The 15,092-nt window shown below is 62.5% G+C and carries 13 protein-coding genes and 1 tRNA gene; 12 read left to right on the top strand and 2 right to left on the bottom strand.

Annotated features, from left to right (window positions below; genetic code table 11):
- Positions 1-159: 159 nt before the first annotated feature.
- Positions 160-1,461, top strand: coding sequence for a UDP-N-acetylglucosamine 1-carboxyvinyltransferase (locus tag F0Q04_RS19030; protein ID WP_021025164.1), 1,302 nt, complete (start codon positions 160-162; stop codon positions 1,459-1,461).
- A gap of 77 nt (positions 1,462-1,538) precedes the next feature.
- Here F0Q04_RS19030 and F0Q04_RS19025 read toward each other — a convergent pair whose 3' ends face one another.
- On the bottom strand, positions 1,539-2,450 hold the full coding sequence (locus F0Q04_RS19025; RefSeq protein ID WP_182342943.1) for an EamA family transporter: 912 nt from the start codon (positions 2,448-2,450) through the stop codon (positions 1,539-1,541).
- Positions 2,451-2,551: 101 nt separating this feature from the next.
- Between F0Q04_RS19025 and F0Q04_RS19020 the strand changes: the two genes are divergently transcribed.
- Positions 2,552-3,025, top strand: a complete 474-nt coding sequence (locus F0Q04_RS19020) for an Lrp/AsnC family transcriptional regulator (protein WP_182342941.1) — start codon at positions 2,552-2,554, stop codon at positions 3,023-3,025.
- Between the two features lie 39 nt (positions 3,026-3,064).
- Here the strand turns inward: F0Q04_RS19020 and F0Q04_RS19015 are convergent, their stop codons facing one another.
- Positions 3,065-3,817, bottom strand: coding sequence for a hypothetical protein (locus tag F0Q04_RS19015; RefSeq protein WP_232539404.1), 753 nt, complete (start codon positions 3,815-3,817; stop codon positions 3,065-3,067).
- Between the two features lie 320 nt (positions 3,818-4,137).
- Between F0Q04_RS19015 and thrS the strand changes: the two genes are divergently transcribed.
- From thrS to F0Q04_RS18965, 10 genes are all read left to right on the top strand, one after another.
- The gene (gene thrS, locus F0Q04_RS19010; protein ID WP_116925857.1) at positions 4,138-6,069 is read left to right on the top strand and encodes a threonine--tRNA ligase; all 1,932 of its coding nucleotides are present in this window, start codon (positions 4,138-4,140) and stop codon (positions 6,067-6,069) included.
- A gap of 86 nt (positions 6,070-6,155) precedes the next feature.
- Positions 6,156-6,773 carry a translation initiation factor IF-3 gene (gene infC / locus F0Q04_RS19005; protein ID WP_021025159.1) on the top strand — a complete coding sequence of 206 codons (618 nt, stop codon included), beginning with the start codon at positions 6,156-6,158 and terminating at the stop codon, positions 6,771-6,773.
- A gap of 245 nt (positions 6,774-7,018) precedes the next feature.
- Positions 7,019-7,222, top strand: a complete 204-nt coding sequence (gene rpmI, locus F0Q04_RS19000) for a 50S ribosomal protein L35 (protein WP_021025158.1) — start codon at positions 7,019-7,021, stop codon at positions 7,220-7,222.
- A 26-nt stretch (positions 7,223-7,248) separates the two neighbouring features.
- Positions 7,249-7,608 (top strand): 50S ribosomal protein L20, encoded by a 360-nt coding sequence (gene rplT / locus F0Q04_RS18995; protein WP_021025157.1) that lies wholly within the window; start codon positions 7,249-7,251, stop codon positions 7,606-7,608.
- A gap of 143 nt (positions 7,609-7,751) precedes the next feature.
- Positions 7,752-8,807, top strand: coding sequence for a phenylalanine--tRNA ligase subunit alpha (gene pheS / locus F0Q04_RS18990; protein ID WP_021025156.1), 1,056 nt, complete (start codon positions 7,752-7,754; stop codon positions 8,805-8,807).
- 150 nt (positions 8,808-8,957) lie between these two features.
- Entirely contained in the window at positions 8,958-11,411 is a 2,454-nt protein-coding gene (pheT, locus tag F0Q04_RS18985) for a phenylalanine--tRNA ligase subunit beta (protein ID WP_182342939.1), read from the top strand.
- 22 nt (positions 11,412-11,433) lie between these two features.
- Complete coding sequence (locus F0Q04_RS18980; RefSeq protein WP_021025154.1) at positions 11,434-11,760, top strand: integration host factor subunit alpha; 327 nt, start codon at positions 11,434-11,436, stop codon at positions 11,758-11,760.
- A gap of 113 nt (positions 11,761-11,873) precedes the next feature.
- Positions 11,874-12,305, top strand: coding sequence for a MerR family transcriptional regulator (locus F0Q04_RS18975; RefSeq protein ID WP_182342937.1), 432 nt, complete (start codon positions 11,874-11,876; stop codon positions 12,303-12,305).
- A gap of 18 nt (positions 12,306-12,323) precedes the next feature.
- Positions 12,324-12,400: transfer RNA gene (locus tag F0Q04_RS18970), tRNA-Pro, on the top strand.
- Positions 12,401-12,605: 205 nt separating this feature from the next.
- Positions 12,606-15,041, top strand: a complete 2,436-nt coding sequence (locus F0Q04_RS18965) for a DNA polymerase II (RefSeq protein ID WP_182342935.1) — start codon at positions 12,606-12,608, stop codon at positions 15,039-15,041.
- Positions 15,042-15,092: the final 51 nt, after the last annotated feature.

Here is a 15,092-nt window from a genome sequence, read left to right as displayed (position 1 = left end):
CAGGGCATAACACCATCCCGCACATTTTGTTGACGGGTATTTACAAAAGGCACTCCAACCGAGTGCCTTTTGTTGTTTTGGACGCTGTACCATGCAGGGTCGGCCCGGATAGCGCACACTGCCACGGGCCACTCCAGAATTCGCGACCTCCCCCCATCCATGTCCAAACTCATCGTGCACGGCGGCACCCCTTTGCAGGGCCGCATCATTCCCTCGTCCAACAAGAATGCCGTTTTGCCTGTGCTGTGCGCGACGTTGTTGACGGCCCAGCCCCTGGTGCTCCATGGCGTTCCGGACATCACCGATGTGCGCAAGATCCTGGACATCTTTGGCAAGCTCGGCTCGAGCGTGCAGATGGACTACGCCAGCGGCGTGCTCCAACTGCACCATCGCGATACCCACTTTGATGCCTGCAAGCACCACCTGCCCGAGGAAATGCGCTCGTCCATCATGCTGGTGCCGCCGCTGCTGGCCCGCTTTGGCGTGGCGCGGCTGGAGGACAATGTCAAGGGCTGCACCCTGGGCGTGCGCGAGATCGATCCGCACATCGAGGTGTTCCGCCGCTTTGGCGGCCGCGTGGAGCATGGCGAGGGGTCGCTCATCGTGCGCTGCGATGGCCCGCTGCAGGCCACCCAGCACTGGCTCGACTATGCCTCGGTTACCACCACCGAAAACTTTGTGCTGTGCGCGGCCACGGCCAAGGGCAGCTCGGTGCTGACCAACGCCGCCTGCGAGCCGCATGTGCAGGAGTTCTGCCGCTTCATGGTGATGCTGGGCGCCAGGATCGAGGGCATTGGCACCTCGCGCCTGACGGTGCATGGCGTCGAGCAGCTGGGCGGCGGCGAGTTCCATTTTGAGGAAGACTTCCACGAGATCACCACCTTCTTGGCGTTGGGCGCGATCACCGGCGGCGATGTGCAGGTGCGCAACCGAACCCCCGACAACTTCCCGCTGATCGACCGCACCTTTGCCAAGTTTGGCGTGCAGATCGAGCACAAGGATGGCTGGTCGCGCGCCATCCGCAAGGGCCCGCTCAAGGTCGAGACGCCGTTTACCCGCAATGTGCTGACCAAGGTCGAGGCCGCACCCTGGCCGTACTTCCCGGTCGATCTGCTGCCGATCTTCATCGCGCTGGGTGTGCGCGCCGAAGGCAATGCGATGTTCTGGAACAAGGTCTATGACGGCGCCCTGGGCTGGACCGGCGAGCTGTCCAAGTTCGGTGCCCATGTGTTCTCGTCCGACCCGCACCGCATCGTCACGCTGGGCGGCAACCCGCTCAGCCCCGCCGTGGTGGAGAGCCCCTACATCATCCGCGTGGCCATTGCCTTGTTCATGGTTGCCGCCAGCATTGAAGGGCGCTCCGAGATTCGCAATGCCGCGCCGATCAAGCGCGCGCACCCGCGCTTTGTCGAGAACCTGCAAAGCCTGGGCGCCAAGGTGGAGTGGGCGGGCGAGAACTAAGCTGCTTCCATCCCAATACCCAAGCGCTTGCCGACTATGCGGCAGGCGCTTTTTTCATGGGCGGGTGGGTGGCGTGCTCAGGCGACGGCCTGGCCTTCGGTCTTGGGCGCTGCCGCCTGCGGCGGGGCAGAGGGCTTGGCCGTCAGCGCGCTGCCCATCGCTGCAAACATGATCAGTCCAATGGCTGACCACTGGGTTGCGGTTAGCAGCTCGCCCAGCACCAGCATGCCGGCAATGGCTGCAATGGCCGGCTCGGTGGCGAGCATGGTGGAAAAGGCCCCAGAGCTCAGACGCTTGAGCGCAAAAATCTCCAAGGTGTAGGGAATGGCGCTGGAGACTGCGGCCACTGCCAGGCCATAGAGCAGGATCGAGGGCTGCAGCAGCTTGGCGCCGGCCTCGGCAATGCCAAAGGGCACCACCACAATGGCGGCAGTCAGCAGTGCCAGTGACACCACCATGCCGCCATGCATATGGCCGGCGCGCTTGCCCAGCACGATGTAGCCGGCCCAGCAGGCCGAGGCCAGGATCGCAAAGCACAGGCCCACCGGGTCGAGCGCGGCAGTCTGCACACCAAACATCGGCAGCACCAGCAGCAAAAACAGGCCCAGCGCCGCCAAGCCCAGCCAGACCAGATCGAGCAGCCGGCGCGAGGTCCACACCGCCACCGACAGAGGGCCGACAAACTCGATGGCCACCGTCACGCCAAAGGGCAGGCGCTTGATGGCCATGTAAAACAGCAGGTTCATGAGCCCCAGCACCACGCCAAAGATCGCAATCTGCCCCAGGTGCGCCTTGGTAGGCCCAAAGCGCCAGGGGCGCCAGATGAGCAGCAGCAGCAATGCCGAAAAGCCCACGCGCAACGCAGTAGTGCCCTGGGCGCCGACAACGGGGAACAGGTGTTTGGCAAAGCTGGTGCCCAGGCACAGCGCGCTGACCGAGCCCAATACGGCCAAGGAGGGCAGCAGCCGCTGCCAGAGAGAATCTTGCATGGCCGAGATAATATTGCAGCTGGGCGAAGTAAATTGCTCGAAAATTCGGTGCCAAATGCAAGTTTCGCTCTTGCTGCGCACTCCCCCTCCAGGCCCTCGCGATGAACGCTGAACTCGATTCCTTCGACCTGGCCATTTTGGCCATCCTGCAGCGCGACAACCTGCGCCCCCAGCGCGAGGTGGCCGAGCAGGTGAACCTGTCACCGGCTGCCGTGCAGCGCCGCATCCGCCGTCTGCAAGACAGCGGTGTGATTGCGGCCAATACCGCACAGCTCAGCCCCGAGGCGCTGGGCCGGCCGCTGACGATCTTTATCGAGGTGCAGCTGGTCAATGAGCTCGATGCGCTGACCCAGGGCTTCCGCGCCCGGGTGGCGGCTGAGACGGCGGTGCAGCAGTGCTATGCCGTCACCGGCCAGACGGACTACCTGCTGGTGGTGACTGCGCGTGACATGCAGGAGTACCAGGCGATCACCCAGCGGCTGTTTGACGGCGATCAGAATATCCAGCGCTTCAACACCTCGATTGCGCTGGCCACGCTCAAGCGCAGCCTGCATCTGCCGCTGCCCGCGCGATAAGCGCCAGGTTCAGTAAATGGGGCGGGTGAGGAGGGCGCGTTAATGCGCCACCGCCTGCACCGGCAGAAACTGCAGCAAGCTGCCGCCGGCCAGCCCCTGCACATAGCCAATCACCGCGCGGCGGTATTTCTCGGATACGACATCGGCCATCAGGTCATTGCGGGCAATCATCTTGCCAAATTCGCGCTCGAAGCTCAGGTTGCGCTCGCTGGCATTGAGCTCGTTGCTCAGCAGCATGGTTTGGCCATTGCCCAGCTTGCGGTGGGTGAGCATCCAGTTGGCAATCTCCAGGTTGCGCGACGCGTTGTAGACCGCCTGGGCATCAAGCCCATGGATCAGGTAGAAGGTGGTGCGGCCGCCATAGGCGGTGATCAGCATGTCGGCCGTGGCCCAGGTGAAGGCGGCCACCCGGTCGCCGGCAAACTCGGGCGCCAGCGCCATGCTCATGCCGGCAATGTCGCGTTGATCCAACAGTTCGGGCCAGGGTTGCTGGTTTTCGATCGCCTCGCGCACGGCCTTCATCGCCGCCTCGCGGTTGTCAAAACCGCCCTTGCGCCACTCCTGCGGATTGCGGCGGTAGAGCTTGTCCATCAGCACATACAGGCTTTGCAGGTTGGCGCGCATGCTCAAGGTGGCCATGCGGTTCACATCGGACTGGCCCCACTCCTGGGCCTGCATATCGCGTTCGGGGACTTTGCCACGGGTGGCGGGGGTGCTGGAGCAGCCCCCTTGCAGCAATAACGCAGCCAGGCAGGCGGACATTCCAACAGATCGGGCGTAGCGATAGGGCATATCTAATCGTCAAGGTCTGCTATCGTTTTGATTATGGCAAGCCCGTTGGCGCCCGGATTGCGGGAAGACCAGCAGATTGCATCAGAATGTGGGAAAATGACAGTCGTTTTAGATTCCATCCACTGGTAAGAGCGAGAAAGGCAACATCGGTTATGACACCGCGAACTACAACCACTTGGGGTTTGACTGGCCAGTAAGGCCGGTGGTTCGCGCCTGTACGACGATTTCGTCTCCTCACACCAAAGCGCGGACAAGCTCCGCGCTTTTTGCTTTTCTGGCAGCGCGGCTTGGTAAAAGCTCACGATTATTTAGGATTTCTCATGGTTCAAATTACGCTTCCCGATGGCTCCAAGCGCGACTACCCGGGCCCCGTGTCGGTGGCCGAGGTCGCTGCATCGATTGGCGCTGGCCTGGCCAAGGCCGCGCTGGCTGGCAAGGTAGGTCTGGGCGACAACGCCAAGGTGGTGGACACCAGCTTTGTCATTGACCGCGACATGCCGCTGTCCATCGTGACGGCCAAGGATGCCGATGGCCTGGAAGTGATCCGCCACTCCACCGCCCACTTGCTGGCCTACGCCGTCAAGGAGCTGTTCCCGGAAGCCCAGGTCACCATCGGCCCGGTGATCGACAACGGTTTCTACTACGACTTCGCCTACAAGCGCCCCTTCACGCCCGAAGACCTGGTGGCGATCGAAAAGCGCATGACCGAGCTGGCCAACAAGGACGAGCCCGTGGTGCGCCGCGTGCTGCCGCGTGACGAAGCCGTGGCCTACTTCAAGGGCCTGGGTGAGAACTACAAGGCCGAGATCATTGCCTCCATCCCCAGCAATGAAGATGTGAGTCTGTACCGCGAAGGCGCGTTCGAAGACCTGTGCCGTGGCCCCCACGTGCCCAGCACCGGCAAGCTCAAGCATTTCAAGCTGATGAAGGTGGCCGGTGCCTACTGGCGCGGCGACCACAACAACGAGATGCTGCAACGCATCTACGGCACGGCCTGGGCCAGCAAGGACGATCTGCAGCAGTACCTGACGATGCTCGAAGAGGCTGAAAAGCGCGACCACCGCAAGCTCGGCCGCGAACTCGACCTGTTCCACATCGACGAGCATTCGCCCGGCACCGTGTTCTGGCACCCCAAGGGCTGGTCGATCTGGCAGGAAGTCGAGCAGTACATGCGCAAGGTGTACCGCGACAACGGCTACCAGGAAGTCAAGGGCCCGCAGATCCTGGACAAGACCTTGTGGGAGAAGACCGGCCACTGGGACAAGTACCGCGAGAACATGTTCACGACCGAGTCGGAAAAGCGCGAGTACGCGCTCAAGCCGATGAACTGCCCCGGCCACATCCTCATCTACAAGCAAGGCATCAAGAGCTACCGCGATCTGCCGCTGCGCTTTGGTGAGTTTGGTGCCTGCCACCGCAACGAGCCTACCGGCTCGCTGCACGGCATCATGCGCGTGCGCGCCTTCACGCAAGATGACGGCCACATCTTCTGCCTGCCCGAGCAGATCCAGGCCGAGGTGACCGCGTTCACCGCGCTGCTGCAAAAGGTGTATGCAGACTTTGGCTTCACCAACATCCTCTACCGCCTCTCGACCCGCCCTGAAAAGCGCATCGGCAGCGACGAGAGCTGGGATGCGGCCGAAGCGGCGCTGGCCGAAGGCCTGCGCGCCTCGGGTTGCGAGTTCGAGTACCTGCCCGGTGAGGGCGCGTTCTACGGCCCCAAGATCGAGTACACCTTGAAGGACGCGCTGGGCCGTGAATGGCAGTGCGGCACCATCCAGGTCGACCCGAACCTGCCCGAGCGCCTCGATGCCGAGTTCGTCGGCGAAGACGGCGAGCGCCACCGCCCCATCATGCTGCACCGCGCGATCGTGGGCTCGCTCGAGCGCTTCATCGGCATCCTGATCGAGCAGCACGCCGGCGCGCTGCCCGCATGGCTCGCGCCCACGCAGGTGGCAGTGCTCAACATCACCGATGCGCAAGGCGCCTACGTGCAGGAAGTGGCCGACAAACTGCGTAAGGCCTTGCCCAGCCAAGGGCTGCGTGTGGTTACCGATCTGCGCAACGAGAAGATTACGTATAAAATACGGGAGCATTCGTTGCAAAAGCTGCCCTATATTCTTGTCGCTGGCGACAAGGAGAAGGCAGCCGGAGCCGTAGCAGTGCGCGCCCGGGGCGGGAAAGACCTCGGTGTGATGTCCATCGATGCATTCGTCGACTTGATTGCCAAGGACATTGCCGCTAAAGCCTAAGCAGCCTTTTTCTGGTTCGTCAAAGCTTTGGACAGCGTGGACTGCGTTTTGAGCAGCTACGCTGTCGTAGTTTTTAAATTTTTAGGGTGAAAGCCATAGCTACTGAATTCCGTGATCGCCGCCACCGCGAAGAACGCAAACACCGTCTGAATCGTGAGATTCAGGCACCAGAAGTGCGTCTGTCCGGTCCTGATAATGAACCGCTGGGCATCGTGCCGCTGATGGAAGCGCTGCGTATGGCCGGAGAGCTGGACGTCGACCTGGTGGAGATTGTCGCCACGGCCACGCCTCCGGTTTGCCGCCTGATGGACTACGGCAAGTTCAAGTATCTGGAGCAAAAGAAGGCGGCCGAGGCCAAGGCCAAGCAAACCGTCATCGAAATCAAGGAAATCAAGTTCCGCCCCGGTACTGATGATGGCGACTACAACGTCAAGATGCGCAATATCCGCCGCTTCCTGGCCGAAGGCGACAAGGTCAAGGTGACCCTGCGCTTCCGTGGTCGTGAAATCACCCACCAGAACCTGGGCATGGACCTGCTCAACCGCATCCGCGACGAGCTCGCCGACCTGATCCAGGTCGAGCAGTTCCCCAAGCTCGAAGGCCGCCAGATGATCATGATGATCGCTCCGGCGCGCAAGAAGCCCGGTGGCGCTGCAGCTGGCAAGCCGGTCGAGGGAAATTCCTCGCCAGTAGCCACAGCTTAAAGAAGCGGTTAGAATACTGGATTACCGACAAGCGGCTTAGGCCGCTTTCGGTTTTTAGCAGGGTAGCGGCAGTGCTTGCCTGAGTCTGGGGTTTCGGCTCTGGTGCTTAGGATAGGCGCAGCCAACACCTTGCGCATTGATAGAGTAGATCTAATCTAGGTCTGTCACAGAAGTGGCTCGGGGCCAAATCAAGTTTCATCATGGCGATGGAACGCCTCGCGAGCACAAACATAAGGAGCATTCACATGCCCAAAATGAAGACCAAAAGCAGCGCGAAGAAGCGTTTTCGCGTTCGTCCAGGTGGCACCGTCAAGCGCGGTCAAGCCTTCAAGCGTCACATCTTGACCAAGAAGACCACCAAGAACAAGCGCCATCTGCGTGGTGCAACCGCTGTGCATGAGACCAACATGGGTCACATGGCACAAATGTTGCCCGGCATGGGCCTGTAATTCACTGACGAACTAGGAGAAAACACATGCCTCGCGTCAAACGTGGTGTAACGGCACGCGCCCGTCACAAAAAAGTTCTGGCCCTTGCTAAGGGTTTCCGCGGTCGCCGTGGTAACGTCTTCCGCGTTGCCAAGCAAGCGGTAATGAAGGCAGGCCAGTACGCCTACCGTGACCGTCGTACCAAGAAGCGCGTGTTCCGCCAATTGTGGATCGCCCGTATCAATGCCGCTTCCCGTGAACTGGGCCTGACCTACAGCCAGTTCGCCAACGGTCTGAAGAAGGCTGCCATTGAAATCGACCGCAAGATGCTGGCCGATATCGCCGTGCACGACAAGGCTGCTTTTGCAGCTATCGTCGACCAAGTCAAAGCCAAGCTGGCTGCCTAAGGTCACGATCGGTAGTTACTGTTGATTTAGTAGCTGCTGGTGCACACACAGCAAGGGCTAGGGCTTGAAAAGGCGCTAGCCCTTGTTTTTTTATCGCCAGGCTGCTTTTTGGTGGCCCGGCATTACAGTCGATAAGAGTCGATATGAACGAGTTGGATTCTCTGGTCGAAAGCGCGCAGCAACTGTTTGCGCAGGCCCATACCCCCGCTGATCTGGAAAACGCCAAGGCGCAGTTTTTGGGCAAGTCGGGCAAGATGACCGAGCTCATGAAGGGCATGGCGCAGCTTTCCGTCGAAGAGAAAAAATCGCGCGGTGCCGCCATCAACGTGGCCAAGCAGGCGATTGAGGCGGCCTTGACGGCACGCCGCAAGGCGCTGGCCGATGCCGAGCTGCAAGCCCACCTCAAGGCCGAAGTGCTGGACGTGAGCCTGCCCGGCCGCCGCCGCGGCAGCGGTGGTCTGCACCCCGTATCCATCACGATGGAGCGCATCGAAGGCATCTTCGGCTCCATGGGCTTCGATGTGGCCGAAGGCCCCGAGATCGAATCCGACTGGTTCAACTTCACCGCGCTCAATACGCCCGAAGACCATCCCGCGCGCTCGATGCACGACACCTTCTATGTCGAAGGTGGCACCCAGCACGCGCCCAATCTGCTGCGCACGCACACCAGCCCGATGCAGGTGCGCCATGCGGTCCAGCACGTCAAGCGCTACCGCAACCTGATCGACGCGGGCCAGACCATGCCCGAGATCCGCGTGATCGCGCCGGGCCGCACCTACCGCGTGGACTCGGACGCCACCCACTCGCCGATGTTCCACCAGTGCGAAGGCCTGTGGATCGGCGAGAACGTGAGCTTCAAGGACCTCAAGGTCGTGTTCACCGACTTCTGCAAGACCTTCTTCGAGCAGGATGACCTGGTGCTGCGCTTTCGCCCCAGCTTCTTCCCGTTCACCGAGCCCTCGGCCGAGATCGACATCCAGTTCCAAAGCGGGCCGCTGGCCGGCCGCTGGCTGGAAGTCTCGGGCGCCGGCCAGGTACACCCCAATGTGGTGCGCAACATGGGGCTCGATCCCGAGAAATACATTGGCTTTGCCTTTGGCATGGGCCCTGACCGCCTGACCATGCTGCGTTATGGCGTCAATGACCTGCGCCTGTTCTTTGACGGCGACATCCGTTTCCTGTCGCAGTTCCAGTCATGAGCACGGAGCGGGCGGTGTTGCAGATCTGCAATGTGATCCCCAGCCCCCGGGCAGCATGCGCTGCCAGCCGCTCCCCATTGAAAAGCAAGAACGCCCGGCCTGCCGCTGCCCAAGACGGCGCAGCAGGCCTGAACGCCAAAGAGTCCGACTATGCAATTTCCTGAATCCTGGTTGCGCCAATACTGCAACCCGTCGCTGACCACCCAAGAGCTGGCTGATACCTTGACCATGGCAGGCCTCGAGGTCGAAGAACTCGACCCCGTAGCGCCACCGTTCACCGGCATCGTTGTCGGCGAGATCAAGGAAGCGGTGCAACACCCCGATGCCGACCGTCTGCGCGTCTGCCAGGTCGATGTCGGTGGCCCCGAGTTGCTCAATATCGTCTGCGGCGCGCCCAATGCGCGCGTGGGCATCCGCATGCCTTGCGCGACCGTGGGCGCCGAGCTGCCCCCCGGCGCGGACGGCAAGCCCTTCAAGATCAAGATCGGCAAACTGCGCGGCGTGCAAAGCTTTGGCATGCTGTGCTCGGCCAAGGAGCTGGGCATTACCGACGACCACGGCGGTCTGCTGGAGCTGCCCGCCGATGCGCCACTGGGCCAGAACGTGCGCGAATACCTGAACCTTGATGACACCTTGTTCACCCTCAAGCTCACGCCCAACCTGGCACACTGCCTGTCGGTCTATGGTGTGGCGCGTGAGCTGTCGGCGCTGACCGGCACGCCGCTCAAGGCGCTGTCCTTCCCGGCGGCGGCTGTGGCTTCGCAAGACAAGCTGCCCGTCAAGATCGAAGCGACCGACCTGTGCGGCCGTTTCTCCGGCCGCATCGTGCGCAACGTCAACACCCAGGTCAAGACCCCGCAGTGGATGGTCGACCGCCTGGCCCGTTGCGGCCAGCGCGCCGTCAGCCCCCTGGTCGATATCTCCAACTACGTGATGTTCGAGCTGGGCCGCCCCAGCCACATCTTCGATCTGGACAAGATCAGCGGTGGCCTGAGCGTGCGCTGGGGCAAGCAGGGCGAGACGCTCAAGCTGCTCAACGGCAACACCATCGAGATCGACGACTTCCCCAAGGTCGGCGTGATTGCGGACGCGCACGGCCTGGAGTCGCTCGCCGGCATCATGGGTGGCGATGCCACTGCCGTGTCCGACGACACCAAGAACATCTACATCGAAGCGGCTTTCTGGTTCCCCAAGGCCGTTGCCGGCCGCTCGCGCCACTTCAACTTCTCGACCGACGCGGGCCACCGCTTCGAGCGTGGTGTGGACCCGCAGTTCACCACCGAGCACATCGAGCGCATCACCCAGCTGGTGCTCGAGATCTGCGGCACGCCCGAGACCCAGGTGGCTGCCATGGACGACCAGCAGCCCAACATGCCTGCGCCCAAGACGGTGCAGCTGCGCGTGGCGCGTGCAGCCAAGGTCATCGGCATGCCGGTGACCCAGCAGCAGTGCCTCGATGCGCTGAACGGCCTGGGCCTGCCAGCCACCGTGGCGCAAGAAGGCGTGATCAGCGTGACCGCGCCTACCTTCCGCTTCGACATCAACCTGGAAGAAGACCTGGTTGAAGAAATCGCGCGGATGATTGGCTACGAGAACCTGCCCACCAGCAAGCCGCTGGCGCCGATCTCGCCCAAGCTGCGTGCCGAGAACTCCCGCAGCCCCTATGCCGTGCGCCATGCGCTGGCCGGCCTGGGCTACCAGGAGACGATCAACTTCAGCTTTGTCGAAGAAAAGTGGGAGCAAGAGCTGGCGGGCAACAGCCAGGCCATCAAGCTGCTCAACCCCATCGCCAGCCACCTGAGCGTGATGCGCTCGTCGTTGCTGGGCTCGCTGCTGCAGGTGCTCAAGTTCAATGTGGACCGCAAAGCTCAGCGCGTGCGCGTGTTCGAGCTGGGCCGCGTGTTCTTCAAGGACGACTCGGTCGCCGAGTCCGACACCACCGTCAAGGGCTTCCACCAGCCCATGCGCGTGGCGGGCCTGGCCTATGGCGCAGCCGACCAGCTGCAATGGGGCCGCAGCGAGACCAAGGTCGATTTCTACGACGTCAAGGGCGATGTCGAGGCACTGCTGGCGCCGCTCAAGCCGGTGTTTGAAGCGGCTGAGCACCCCGCGCTGCACCCTGGCCGCTGCGCCCGCGTGCTGCTGGACGGCAAGGCCATCGGCTTTGTTGGCGAGCTGCACCCCCAGTGGCGCCAGGAATGGGATTTGGCCCAGGCGCCAGTGATGTTCGAGTTGGCCCTCGATGCCGTGCTGGCACGCCAGGTGCCGGTGTTCGCACCGGTGGCCAAGCACCAGATGGTCGAGCGCGACATCGCTGTCGTGGTCAAGGAAACTGTCACCCACGCCCAGATCATGCAGGCCATCACGGCTGCCAGCGCAGGTGCTATCCTGCGCAGTGCCGTGCTGTTCGATGTGTTCCGGCCCAAGAAGCTCAAGGCGGGCGAAGAGGCCGCTGCCGGCAGCCTGGCCCAGGACGAGAAGAGCCTGGCCGTGCGTCTGAGCCTGGGCCATGACGAGCGCGCGCTGGAAGACACCGAGATCGAAGCGGCCGTGCAGGCCGTGGTCGAACAACTCACACAAAGCCTGGGTGCGCGTCTGCGCTGATCCCACACGCGAGGATTGCTATATGGAATTCACCGTTGAGAGCCTGGAACAACCTGCGCTGACCAAGGCGCAGCTGGCCGATATGCTGTTTGACAACATCGGCCTGAACAAGCGCGAAGCCAAGGACATGGTCGATGCCTTTTTCGACCTGATCTCGGAGAGCTTGATCAAGGGCGAGGATGTGAAGCTGTCGAGCTTTGGCAATTTCCAGGTGCGCATGAAAAAGGCCCGCCCCGGCCGCAATCCGCGCACCGGCGAAGAGGTGCCGATCGAGGCGCGCCGCGTGGTCACCTTCCATGCCAGCGGCAAGCTCAAGGATTCGGTGCAGGCCCCCGCCGACATGGAGTGACGCAGGCCCTGGGCGCGCGGCCGCCTGCAGTGCGTGGGCATTGAAGGTCAAACCGTCGCCCGCTTTCGCCTATATGCAACACGGCCGCTTTCGCGGCTGTTTACAATTTGTCCATGGAAAAACAGCTGCCCCCCATCCCTGCCAAGCGCTATTTCACCATCGGTGAGGTATCGGTGCTGTGCGACGTCAAGCCGCATGTGCTGCGCTACTGGGAGCAGGAGTTCACGCAGCTGCGCCCGGTCAAGCGCCGGGGCAACCGCCGCTACTACCAGCACCATGAGGTGCTGATGATCCGCCGCATCCGTGAACTGCTCTATGAGCGCGGCTTTACGATCAGCGGGGCGCGCAACCAGCTCCAGTCACTGCCGCGCGGCCAGGCCATGCTCGATGCGCTGGAAGACGACAGCATGTTCGCACTGCAGGACGAAGGTGCTGATGCACTGGCTGCCGGCATGGCTGAAAGCGCTGAACCGCTGAGCTGGCAGCAGGCCGCGATCGAATTGCAAGAAATTCGTCGCATTCTTTCCGGGGACCCTGAAAACTAGGTATATAATTCAAGTCTTCGGAATGTAGCGCAGCCTGGTAGCGCACTTGCATGGGGTGCAAGGGGTCGCGAGTTCGAATCCCGCCATTCCGACCAAAAAGACAAGGACTTAGCTCGAAAGAGCTAAGTCCTTTTTCTTTTGTCCAAACAGGCTCTGGAGCCAACATCTGCCACCCATGTGCAGGCGCTGCGGCACGCCGGCGATATCATCGGTGCGCAAGCCCGCCGAGGCTTTCGGCGCTTGATGCCATCGCAGCGATGGCTGCGGTTTTCGCCCCTTTTTTGCTTAGCCTGATCTACCGTGCCCACCACCCCCCTCCAAGGATTCATCCTGACCCGCCATTGGCGGGACGCGGCTGCGGGCACCGAGATGGAGTACTGGCTGGCGACCGATGCCGGGCCGCTCAAAGTGCTGCTGACGCGGCAGGTCTCGGTGGCGTTTGTCGAGGCGCGGCACCGGGTGGTGGTGCAGACGCAGCTGCTGGCCATGCCCGGTATGGAGCTGCGCGAGCTGGCCCTCAAAAATTTTCAGCAGGAGCCGGTGCTGGGCGTCTATGCCACGCATTACCGGCAGTTGGGCAAGCTCGCGCGCGGCTTGAAGCAGCTCGATGTATCGCTTTTGGAAGCCGATGTGCGGCCCCATGAGCGCTATTTGATGGAGCGCTTTATCACCGCTGGCGTGCAGGTCGAGGGCGGACAGCTGCAAGGCAATACCGTGGTGGACTGCAGACTGGTGCCGGCGCCCGCCTACCGGCCTGCGCTCAAAGTCGTGTCGCTCGATATCGAAACCAGCCAGCACCAGGATCTGTACTCGATTGCGCTCGATGGCGTGGGCGAGCGCGTGGTGTACATGCTGGGCGATGCCCCGGTACCCGATGCCCCGGCGCCCGACGCACCGGCGCCCGACGCACCGGCGCTCGCTGCACCGGCAGAGCAGGCTGAACCCACCAGCGATTTCAGGCTGGTGTATTGCGCCAGCCGCAAGGCGATGATCGAAGAGCTCAATGCCTGGTTTGCGCGCCATGACCCCGACGTCATCGTCGGCTGGAATGTGATCCAGTTTGACCTGCGGGTGCTGCAAAAGACGGCGGATGATTGCGCCACCCCGCTGCTGCTGGGGCGCGAGGGCCGGCCCATTGCCTGGCGCGCGCACCCGGGCAAGCAGGACTACTGGTTTGCGCCGATGCCGGGCCGCGCGGTGATCGATGGCATCGAGGCCTTGCGGGCGGCGGTGTGGAGCTTTCCGTCATTCAGCCTGGAGAACGTGGCCCAGGCCTTGCTGGGCGAGGGCAAGGACATTGGCGACGAGTACGACAAGATGGCCGAGATCGAGCGCCGCTACCAGCAGGACAAGCCCGCGCTGGCGGCCTACAACATCCGCGACTGCGAGCTGGTGCTGCGCATTTTTGACAAGGCCCAGCTGCTGCAGTTTGCGATGGAGCGGGCGCATGCCACCGGCCTGCAGCTGGACCAGTTTGGCGGCTCGATTGCCGCGTTCAGCCACCACTACCTGCCGCGCATGCACCGCCAAGGTTATGTGGCGCCCAATGTGGGCGATGTGCGGGGCAAGTCTTCGCCCGGTGGCTATGTGCTCGATTCGCGGCCCGGCTTTTATGACTCGGTGGTGGTGCTGGACTACAAAAGTCTCTATCCGTCCATCATCCGCACCTACCTGGTCGACCCGGTGGGCCTGGCCGAAGGCCTGCATGCCAGCGATACCGCATCGCTGATCCACGGGCCGATGGACACACGCTTTTCGCGCGACAAGCACTGCCTGCCCGAGATCGTCACCACGCTCTGGCGCGCGCGCGATGAGGCCAAGCGCACGAAGAACGAGCCGCTGTCCCAGGCGCTCAAGCTGGTGATGAACTCCTTTGCCGGGGTGCTGGGCGCGACGGAATGCCGCTTCTTCAACCCAGCGCTGATCTCGTCGATCACCCTGCGCGGCCATGAGATGGTCAAACGCACCAAGGCGCTGGTGCAGCAGCGCGGCTACGAGGTCATCTACGGGGATACCGATTCGATCTTTATCTGGCTGGGGCGTGCTCACAGCAACCAGGAGGCCCATGCGGTAGCCACATCGCTGGTCAGCGATATCAATGCCTGGTGGACGCAGGGATTGCGCGAGCAGCAAAACCTCGAGAGCTTTCTCGAAATCGAGTTCGATACGCACTACAAGAAGTTCTTCATGCCCACGATCCGGGGCTCGGACGTGGGCAGCAAAAAGCGCTATGCGGGCCTGAGTGTGGATACCGATGGCAAGGAGGCCATGGTCTACCGGGGCCTGGAGATGGCGCGCAGCGACTGGACACCGCTGGCGCGTCAGTTCCAGGAAGGGCTGCTCTCACGGGTCTTTCAAGGTGAGCCCTACCGTGACTTTGTCATCGACTATGCGCAGGCGACCCTGGCAGGCAAGAAGGATGATTTGCTGGTCTACCGCAAGCGCCTGCGCCACCGGCTCGATGCCTATGTGGCCAACCTGCCGCCGCAGGTGCGCGCGGCCCGCATGGCCGATGACTACAACCGGCGCCAGGGCCGGCCGCTGCAGTACCAAAGCGGTGGCTGGATTCGCTATGTGATGGGCAAGAACGGGCCCGAGCCCTTGGAAGTGCGCCAGTCGCCGATCGACTACGAGCACTACCTGAGCAAGCAGCTGCAGCCGATTGCCGATGCCATCTTGCAGCCGCTGGGGGAGGACTTCAACGGCCTCACCTCGATGCAGCAGGAGTTGTTCTAACGGCCTGCTGCAGCCGCTGATGGGAGCTGGGGCGAGCAGCGCAGGGGGGGG

The organism is Comamonas koreensis (assembly GCF_014076495.1).
GTDB lineage: Bacteria > Pseudomonadota > Gammaproteobacteria > Burkholderiales > Burkholderiaceae_C > Comamonas > Comamonas squillarum.
Note: the sequence above shows the minus strand (reverse complement) of the source record. Positions and strands in the feature narration are given on the sequence as shown.

Bases quoted from the DNA above. Each gene is read 5' to 3' on its own strand.
- pheS (WP_021025156.1), top strand. From the start codon at position 7,752: ATGAACGAGTTGGATTCTCTGGTCGAAAGCGCGCAGCAACTGTTTGCG.
- rpmI (WP_021025158.1), top strand. From the start codon at position 7,019: ATGCCCAAAATGAAGACCAAAAGCAGCGCGAAGAAGCGTTTTCGCGTT.
- F0Q04_RS18980 (WP_021025154.1), top strand. From the start codon at position 11,434: ATGGAATTCACCGTTGAGAGCCTGGAACAACCTGCGCTGACCAAGGCG.
- F0Q04_RS19015 (WP_232539404.1), bottom strand. From the start codon at position 3,817: ATGCCCTATCGCTACGCCCGATCTGTTGGAATGTCCGCCTGCCTGGCT.
- rplT (WP_021025157.1), top strand. From the start codon at position 7,249: ATGCCTCGCGTCAAACGTGGTGTAACGGCACGCGCCCGTCACAAAAAA.
- F0Q04_RS19025 (WP_182342943.1), bottom strand. From the start codon at position 2,450: ATGCAAGATTCTCTCTGGCAGCGGCTGCTGCCCTCCTTGGCCGTATTG.
- F0Q04_RS19020 (WP_182342941.1), top strand. From the start codon at position 2,552: ATGAACGCTGAACTCGATTCCTTCGACCTGGCCATTTTGGCCATCCTG.
- F0Q04_RS18975 (WP_182342937.1), top strand. From the start codon at position 11,874: ATGGAAAAACAGCTGCCCCCCATCCCTGCCAAGCGCTATTTCACCATC.
- F0Q04_RS19030 (WP_021025164.1), top strand. From the start codon at position 160: ATGTCCAAACTCATCGTGCACGGCGGCACCCCTTTGCAGGGCCGCATC.
- pheT (WP_182342939.1), top strand. From the start codon at position 8,958: ATGCAATTTCCTGAATCCTGGTTGCGCCAATACTGCAACCCGTCGCTG.
- thrS (WP_116925857.1), top strand. From the start codon at position 4,138: ATGGTTCAAATTACGCTTCCCGATGGCTCCAAGCGCGACTACCCGGGC.